Genomic DNA, 7349 nt, shown 5'->3' with positions numbered 1-7349 from the left:
ATCCTGATGCCTTTTGACGGGCGCTCCTTCGGTGCTTTCCTGTTCGACATGGATGGAACCCTCCTGAACTCGATAGCGGTCGCCGAACGGGTCTGGACCGCATGGGCGGAAAAGCGTGGAGTCGACGCTGTCGCCCTGCTGGCGACCGTTCATGGCCGCAAGGCGATCGAGACGATTACCCGTCTCGGCCTGTCGGGGATCGACCCTGCCGAAGAGGTCAGGGTACTCACACAAGCCGAAATCGATGATGTTGCCGGCGTGAAACCCATCGCAGGCGCTATCGGCTTTCTGAAAAGCCTGCCGCCGGATCGCTGGGCGATCGTCACGTCAGCTCCGCGCGAGCTGGCCAAGGTCCGCATTGCGGCAGCCGGTCTTCCGTGGCCGGAAATTCTGATCGCCGGCGAGGATGTGGAGAATGGCAAGCCGGCGCCGGATTGCTTCATGCTGGCTGCAAGGATGCTGGCGCAACCTATTGAAGAATGTCTCGTTTTTGAAGACGCATCGGCGGGGATAGAGGCAGCGGAAGCCTCGGGTGCTTCTGTACTTGTGATCAGCGCAGCCCACCGCACACCGTTGTCGACCCGACATCCGATCATCGAGAGTTACAACCGTCTCGCTGTGGACATCAGCTCAGGCGGGGCTCTGCACCTTTCTGGAAGGCTTCTCTGAAATATGCGGCCCATCAGCCTCATGGATTGACGAGACAGCGAATTTTTATGCTGCCTTTGCCAAGAGAGACTTCAGGTTTACGCCGGCCGTCAAAGCCTCGATCGGCGGGACGACACGCTTGGCAATCAGCATCTCGCTGAGTTTGATATCCCTGGCGACCTTGTTGCCACGGCCGACGCCGCTGGCAGCGATCAGCCTTTGCTCCGCGTCGAGATGAAACAGAACGAAGGCGCCGTCATCGAGATCGCGTCTAACGACCGTGCGTCCCTCATCGACGAGGCCGGCGATCTGCAATGTATGATCGAACTGGTCGGACCAGAAATACGGAACGGCCTGATAGCCGCGAGCCGCACCCGTCAAATTGGCCGCAGCGAGAATGCCCTGATCCTGTGCATTGCGCCAGGCTTCGAGGCGCAGCCGGCGACCGCCATAAAGAGAATGCGGAAACGAGCAGCAATCGCCGGCGGCAAAGATGTCTGCAATCGATGTTTCCAGGCGCTCGTTGACGGCAATGCCGTTATCGATCGCAATGCCCGCTTTAGTAGCAAGCTCGGTGCGCGGCTGCGCCCCGATCCCGACGACCAGCACATCTGCCGAAATCACATCTCCATCGGAGAGTAAGATGTCGACGCGCCGTTCATCCGCTTCTATCCCGCAAACCGCCACGCCGCACCTCACGACGACGCCGTTGCGCTGGTGCAGGGCTGTGATGGTTTCAGCGATCGGCTCAGGTACGCCGCGCTTGAGAATGCGCTCCTGCGACTCGATCACCGTGACCTTCGCTCCGCGACTTCGTGCCGATGCGGCAACTTCCAGGCCGATGAAGCCGCCGCCGAGCACGCCGACATGCATGTCGGGCCGGATCAGGGAACGAAGCGCCAGCGCCTCGTCTATTGTCCTTAGATAGAATATCCGGCCGCTGACAGGAGCGCTCGGTAATCGCCTGGGCATCGCGCCCGTCGTCAACAGCAGTTTGTCATAGGCGAGCGCCCGGCCATCCAAAAGGATAAGCTGCTTTCCCGATGCGTCGATGGCATCAGCCGAAGCGCCTCCGATATGTCTGATCGCCTGTTCGCTCAGCACGAGACCGCTAAGAACGGCGGGTATTTCGGGCAGCGCCTCGTCCAGCAAAACCTTTTTGGACAGAGGCGGGCGTTCGTAAGGAAGGTGGGCCTCGTCGCCGATAAGAGTGATGGGGCGCTGGTAGCCGTTCTCTCTCAGGCTCAGTGCGGCGCGCGCGCCGCATTCGCCGGCGCCGACGATGATGATACCCTTGTCGCGGCTCATGCTCCGATCCCGATCATGATGCGATCGCCTTCCACTTTGACCGGATAGGTTTTCAGATTGATGCAGACCGGCGCACCGCGCGCCTCGCCGGTTTTGTAGCTGAAGCGGCCATTGTGCTTCGGACACTCGATGGTGTCATCCATGACAAGCCCATCGGCCAGATGGATTTTCTCGTGAGTGCAAAGCCCGTCGGTCGCAAAATATTCATCGTCAGGGCTGCGATAGATCGCAAAGGTTCGCCCGGCGTGATCGAAGCGGACCACGTCCTCCTGATCGATTTCACCGGCAGCGTATGCATCAACCCAGGTCGTCATTTCTTTCTCCTCATTGCAATCGTCGCAAGGCGCGAAAATCATTGTCGGATGTTGGGAGCAAGTTGTCGCTGCGCCTTGATCGCGCTTCGTTTTCTGCTCCCGATCGGTTCAAGCATGCGCGAGATAACCCTTCACATTCCACGCCGATTATGATCATTTTTCATCAAGGAGGAGCGGAATGAAGAAAACCCGTCTGGTGGATATCGCGGCCGAGGCAGGTGTCGGTCTTGCGACGGTAGAGCGCGTTCTCAACGAACGCGGCAGCGTCAGGCCGCAGACGGCGGAGAAGGTGGTGCTCGCGGCCAAGCGGCTGGGCTACAAGGGACTGATTCCGAGCCTCTATCGAGGCACGATCCGCATCGAAGTGATTCTGGTCAGGCCGGAGTCACCGTTCTTCAGCAGGCTCAACCGCGCCTTCGAGCGGATTGCAGCCTCGCTGGATAGCTCGATCACGGTTCATCGAACATTCGTCGAGGAGGGCGATCCTGAAAAATTTGCAGCGCATGTGGCCAATATCAGCATTCGCCGGCACGGCCTGATCGTCGCAGCCGTCGATCATCCCGCAATTCGCGAGAGTTTGCGAAAGGCCCGCGCCGCGGGCGTCGAAGTCGTTCAGATCGTCTCCTATCTCACAGGCCGAGATGACGTGTTCGTCGGCATCGACAACTACGCGGCAGGCCGAACCGCCGGCTTTTACATGTCACGCATGCTCAGGCACGCCAAGGGTAGCGTCGTCGCCGTCTGTCACAGCTGGGCCTATCAGATACACAGGGAGCGCATTCGCGGTTTTTCGGACTATCTCGAATTCCATGGCAGCCCCGAACTGCAATTTTCGGAGGTCGTGTTCGGCCTGGATGACGACGTGAAATCCGCCGAGATGATGACGCAGGCGCTGCGGCGCTGTCCGGATATTGTCGGCATTTATAATGCAGGCGGCGCCAATCTCGGTGTGGGCTCGGTGCTTCAGCGCTTTCAGGAGCAACGGGGGAGGGATTGCGTCTGGATAGGACATGAGCTCAACGATGAAACGCGCCGCTTCATCGCATCGGGATTGATGACGCTCGTTCTCGATCAGGCGCCCGAAACGCAGGCCAGGCGCGCTCTGGATACGATCCTGTCGCGAATGGGGATCATCGATGTGCCCGTCAGTCAAGAGGCGGTCCCGTTCCTGACCTATACGTCAGAAAACATCGGTCCTTCATCCAATCACGGATAAGGGACAAGTCCGGAGCCTGCGGAAGGAGGGCCGCAGGCTCCGGGATTTCCCGCCATCGACGGCCGGTTGGACCGGTGGCGGGGGGAGAGCCCAAAGGCGCATATGGCGCACGCGCCGCCTTTGGCAAGTTCCTGAGATCGTTGCACCGGCTGAGAAAATTCCGGCCGGTTTCAACTTGGTATCAGCTCGGTCCGCCGGAGCGGCGAGCCTGCTTTTCGGCATATTTCTTGGCGCGTTCCATGAAGCGCTTGTTCATGCGATCCTCGGCCTCCTTGGAGCCGTCGTGGAAGGTGCCGAACCATTGGTCGAGCGGGATCACGCCATCGGCATAATTGCATTCGAAGAACTTGTGATGGAGGTAGTGATCATAGGCGTGCGTATCGATCCCAGCCTCATCGCCGATCACGATCTTGTCGAAGCCGGCATGGCCCGGTGCCGGCGCAAGAGCGGCATGAGTGAGGTGGAACAGGGCGTGGATCGGATTGGACGGTACGATCCAATGGATGAGAACGCCTGAGAAATACAAGAGATGCTCGGCCGGATGCATGGCAAGGCCGGACCATGGACCGGGATTGACATTGTTGTGATGCAGCTTGTGGACCGTATGGTAGAGCGGCGGCCAGTGGATCAGGCGATGCACCAGATAGAAGTGCAGATCTCGGAATGCCGGAACCAGCAGCATGATGACGGCGCAATAGATCGGGTGTTCGGCAAAATCGACGTAGGGAATGATGCCGTTCGCAAAAGCCCAGAGCGTCAGCACCTCGAAGGCCGTCCAGAGTGGCACGGCGCTCGCAAAGGTCCAGATCACATTGTCGACGGTCTGGTTGCTGAAGAGAAAGGCGGAGTTATCCTTCGACGGCCATTTGCTGTTGTATTTGAAGCTCGTGCCCTGCTTCTTTTGCATGTAAAGGCGGAGGTGAAAGGCACCAAAGAACAGGAAGACCAGCGCAGCGTTGCGCAGAAGGAGATAGGCGATCCAGCCCGGCGCCAGAGTCTTCATCGTCTCCATTGAGGGCGTCGCGTAGAGCCACAGCAGCATTGCAACGCCGGCATAAACGACATTCCAGGGCATCAGGTAGCCGGGATAGCCGAAGACCCATTTCAGGAACGCGATCGGTTTGGCCGGCCAGATGAAGACGGGCGGATATTGCAGAAGCTTGTTGGGTTTCCAGTCTCCACGCTTGTCGCGCGTCCCGTAGAGCGTGTCGTCCATAATGTGCCTCCCAGTGAATGAAACGATGCAGTCAGTGTCGGTGGTGCCGGCCGGAAACGACAGCATTGATTTGATGAAATTTGCTCACGGCGACCGGAAGTCTGCCGGGCTGCGGCGGAGACGGGAAGGGGGATAGAGCCCTCCTTCCCTTGCATCCACGGCTATACCCCTCTTTGGCGACGCTTATTCGCTCAGTTGAGGCTCTCGAACTGAACCATGTTCTCCTTCGTCACCAGCTTGAATGGGATCCAGACTTCCTTATCGATCTGCTCGCCCTTCGCCGCCTTGATTGCCGTATCGACGGCGCCACGGCCCTGTGCCTTGGCATCCTGGAAGACGGTGATCTTGAGGTCGCCTGACTTCATCGCCTGCAGCGCATCCGGCGTCGCATCGATGCCGGCGACGATCGTCTTGTCCGTCGAACCGCCGGAATTCTTGATCGCCGAGATCGCGCCCAGCGCCATCTCGTCGTTGTTGGCGATGACCGCATTGAACGACAGGCCGGAGGTCAGCCAGTTCGAAACGAGATCGGCGCCATCGACGCGGCTCCAGTTGCCGACCTGCTCGCGAACCACCTTGATGCCGGTGCAGTCGCCGGTCTTGAGCACATCGTGAACATCCTGTGTCCGCTGACGCGCCGCCTGGCTGCTGAGGTCGCCCACCATGACGACGACCTCGCCCTTGCCGCCGAGCATGCGACAGACTTCCTTCGTCTGGAGCGTGCCGGATTCGGTTTCGTTCGATCCGACGAAAGCCTGTTTCTTTCCGAGGGTGGAAAGATCGGTCGGCTGGATGTTGACGTAGATCAGCGGGATGCCGGCATCCTCGGCAATCTTGCTCATGGCCGGCGTGCCATCCGAATCCACCGGATCGACGATGATGGCCGAGACGCCACCGGCTGCGAAATTGCGCACCTGATCGAGCTGCTTGTTGACGTCGTTGGCGGCATCCACCACCTGCAGGTCGAGACCTTTTGTCTTCGCGTAATCCTGCATGCCATTGGCGATCAGGGTCTGGAAATTGGTCGTCAGGTAGCCCATCGAAACGCCGATCCGATCGGCGGCATGGACCTGCGACGACAGCAGCAGCGCGAGCGCGCTTGCACTCAAAAACTTCAACATGTTCTCCTCCCAGGAAACAGCGGCCCAAGTGACCGCTTGGGAAAGAGTTACCGATGGACCCTATCAGCGTCCGAAAGTATTTTGATGAAAAACCATCATACCGCAGACCCTCGGCTCGCGAATACATCCGCTTTGCAATGAAACGCGCTGATGATCAAAAGCCATCATCGCGGCGACTGGCAAAGGCTTTGATTTCGTGATCTGAGCAAACCACCGGTAGGGGAGGACCTATGCAAAACTTGCTCATATTCCAGTCGCTCTGGTCCATGGAGCGGCGCAGCGCGCGATATCCGGAGCTTTCTCTGGAAGAAAATATCGAAAAGATCGCCGCCGCCGGCTTCGACGGCATCAGCACCCATTGGTACGATCGCAACGTCGTTTGCCGTGTCGCTGGACTGCTCAAGCAGCATGGCCTGCAGGCGGAGGGACAATGTTTCCCGAAGACCGTGGACGATCTGAAGCCGGTGCTCGAGATCGCCGCCGAATACAATGTCCATCATATCTGCTTACAGCCCGACGTGCGCCTGAGGCGGCTGGAAGACTGCATTCCCTTGCTGGAAGGCTGGCAGCGGCTGGCGGACGAGGCCGGTATCGATGTCTGGATCGAGACGCACCGCGACCGAATGACGACGGATCTATTCTTCACGCTCGATCTCCTCGATCGGCTGCCGGATTTGCGGCTATTGGGCGATATCTCCCATTTCCTCGTCGGACGCGAATTCGCCTGGCCGGTATCCGACGAAAATCATGCGCTTATTCACCGGATCCTGGATAGTTCCTGGGCTTTTCACGGCCGCGTCGCTTCACGCGAACAGGTGCAGATCGAAATTTCCTTCCCCCATCACAGGCCTTGGGTCGATCTTTTCCTCGGCTGGTGGGAATATGGTTTCAAAAGCTGGCGCAAGCGCGCCGACAAGGACGCAACGCTCGCCTTCACCTGCGAGCTCGGGCCGAAGCCGTATGCGATCACCGGCAGGGATGGCGAAGACAGCACCGACCGCTGGGAGGAATCTCTGCTGATGAGGCAGGAAATACGTGATTTGTGGGCAAGGATATCGAGCTGATAAATCAAACGAAATATAAGAAACAAGCTATTGATTTTGGAGGATTCCCATGGACGTAAGAGCAGCGGTTGCGGTTGCGGCGGGCAAGCCGCTCGAGGTGATGACGGTTCAGCTCGAGGGGCCGAAGGCCGGCGAAGTGCTGATCGAGGTCAAGGCGACCGGCATCTGCCACACCGATGATTTCACGCTCTCGGGTGCCGATCCGGAAGGGCTGTTCCCGGCGATCCTCGGCCATGAGGGCGCCGGCATCGTCGTCGATGTCGGACCAGGCGTAACCTCGGTCAAGAAGGGCGACCACGTCATTCCGCTCTATACGCCCGAATGCCGCGAATGCCCGTCGTGCTTGTCGCGCAAGACCAATCTTTGCACCGCGATCCGCTCGACGCAAGGCCAGGGCCTGATGCCGGACGGCACCTCGCGCTTCTCGATCGGCAAGGACAGGATCCATCACTATATGGGCTG

The 7349-nt window shown here is 59.1% G+C and carries 8 protein-coding genes; 4 read left to right on the top strand and 4 right to left on the bottom strand.

Annotated elements, in window-relative coordinates:
* Window positions 1–6: 6 nt before the first annotated feature.
* The gene (locus Q4Q11_RS30140) at window positions 7–669 is read left to right on the top strand and encodes an HAD-IA family hydrolase (RefSeq protein WP_498571767.1); all 663 of its coding nucleotides are present in this window, start codon (window positions 7–9) and stop codon (window positions 667–669) included.
* Window positions 670–714: 45 nt separating this feature from the next.
* On the opposite strand, the gene Q4Q11_RS30135 is transcribed toward Q4Q11_RS30140, so the two are convergent.
* Window positions 715–1956 (bottom strand): NAD(P)/FAD-dependent oxidoreductase, encoded by a 1242-nt coding sequence (locus Q4Q11_RS30135; RefSeq protein ID WP_498571766.1) that lies wholly within the window; start codon window positions 1954–1956, stop codon window positions 715–717.
* Complete coding sequence (locus Q4Q11_RS30130) at window positions 1953–2270, bottom strand: MocE family 2Fe-2S type ferredoxin (RefSeq protein ID WP_112508696.1); 318 nt, start codon at window positions 2268–2270, stop codon at window positions 1953–1955. Before Q4Q11_RS30130 ends, Q4Q11_RS30135 begins: the two co-directional genes overlap by 4 nt.
* 178 nt (window positions 2271–2448) lie before the next feature.
* On the opposite strand from Q4Q11_RS30130, the gene Q4Q11_RS30125 reads away from it, so the two are divergent.
* On the top strand, window positions 2449–3486 hold the full coding sequence (locus tag Q4Q11_RS30125; RefSeq protein WP_498571765.1) for a LacI family DNA-binding transcriptional regulator: 1038 nt from the start codon (window positions 2449–2451) through the stop codon (window positions 3484–3486).
* A gap of 181 nt (window positions 3487–3667) precedes the next feature.
* Here Q4Q11_RS30125 and Q4Q11_RS30120 read toward each other — a convergent pair whose 3' ends face one another.
* Both Q4Q11_RS30120 and Q4Q11_RS30115 read right to left on the bottom strand, forming a co-directional pair.
* Window positions 3668–4702 carry a sterol desaturase family protein gene (locus Q4Q11_RS30120; protein WP_498571764.1) on the bottom strand — a complete coding sequence of 345 codons (1035 nt, stop codon included), beginning with the start codon at window positions 4700–4702 and terminating at the stop codon, window positions 3668–3670.
* A gap of 191 nt (window positions 4703–4893) precedes the next feature.
* Entirely contained in the window at window positions 4894–5823 is a 930-nt protein-coding gene (locus Q4Q11_RS30115) for a sugar ABC transporter substrate-binding protein (protein ID WP_498571763.1), read from the bottom strand.
* 230 nt (window positions 5824–6053) lie between these two features.
* Here Q4Q11_RS30115 and Q4Q11_RS30110 point away from each other — a divergent pair, with 230 nt between their 5' ends.
* Complete coding sequence (locus tag Q4Q11_RS30110) at window positions 6054–6887, top strand: apurinic/apyrimidinic endonuclease family protein (RefSeq protein ID WP_112508707.1); 834 nt, start codon at window positions 6054–6056, stop codon at window positions 6885–6887.
* Between the two features lie 49 nt (window positions 6888–6936).
* On the top strand, window positions 6937–7349 hold a 413-nt coding region (locus tag Q4Q11_RS30105), incomplete at its 3' end, for an alcohol dehydrogenase catalytic domain-containing protein (RefSeq protein ID WP_498571762.1).

It is taken from the genome of Rhizobium sp. UFLA01-1127, assembly GCF_059803845.1.
The sequence above is the reverse complement of the archived record's forward strand: the minus strand, read 5'-3'. Positions and strand labels throughout refer to the sequence as shown.

Excerpts from the sequence above, each read along its gene's own strand:
- Q4Q11_RS30140 (WP_498571767.1), top strand. The coding sequence starts at position 7 with ATGCCTTTTGACGGGCGCTCCTTCGGTGCTTTCCTGTTCGACATGGAT.
- Q4Q11_RS30135 (WP_498571766.1), bottom strand. The coding sequence starts at position 1,956 with ATGAGCCGCGACAAGGGTATCATCATCGTCGGCGCCGGCGAATGCGGC.
- Q4Q11_RS30130 (WP_112508696.1), bottom strand. The coding sequence starts at position 2,270 with ATGACGACCTGGGTTGATGCATACGCTGCCGGTGAAATCGATCAGGAG.
- Q4Q11_RS30125 (WP_498571765.1), top strand. The coding sequence starts at position 2,449 with ATGAAGAAAACCCGTCTGGTGGATATCGCGGCCGAGGCAGGTGTCGGT.
- Q4Q11_RS30120 (WP_498571764.1), bottom strand. The coding sequence starts at position 4,702 with ATGGACGACACGCTCTACGGGACGCGCGACAAGCGTGGAGACTGGAAA.
- Q4Q11_RS30115 (WP_498571763.1), bottom strand. The coding sequence starts at position 5,823 with ATGTTGAAGTTTTTGAGTGCAAGCGCGCTCGCGCTGCTGCTGTCGTCG.
- Q4Q11_RS30110 (WP_112508707.1), top strand. The coding sequence starts at position 6,054 with ATGCAAAACTTGCTCATATTCCAGTCGCTCTGGTCCATGGAGCGGCGC.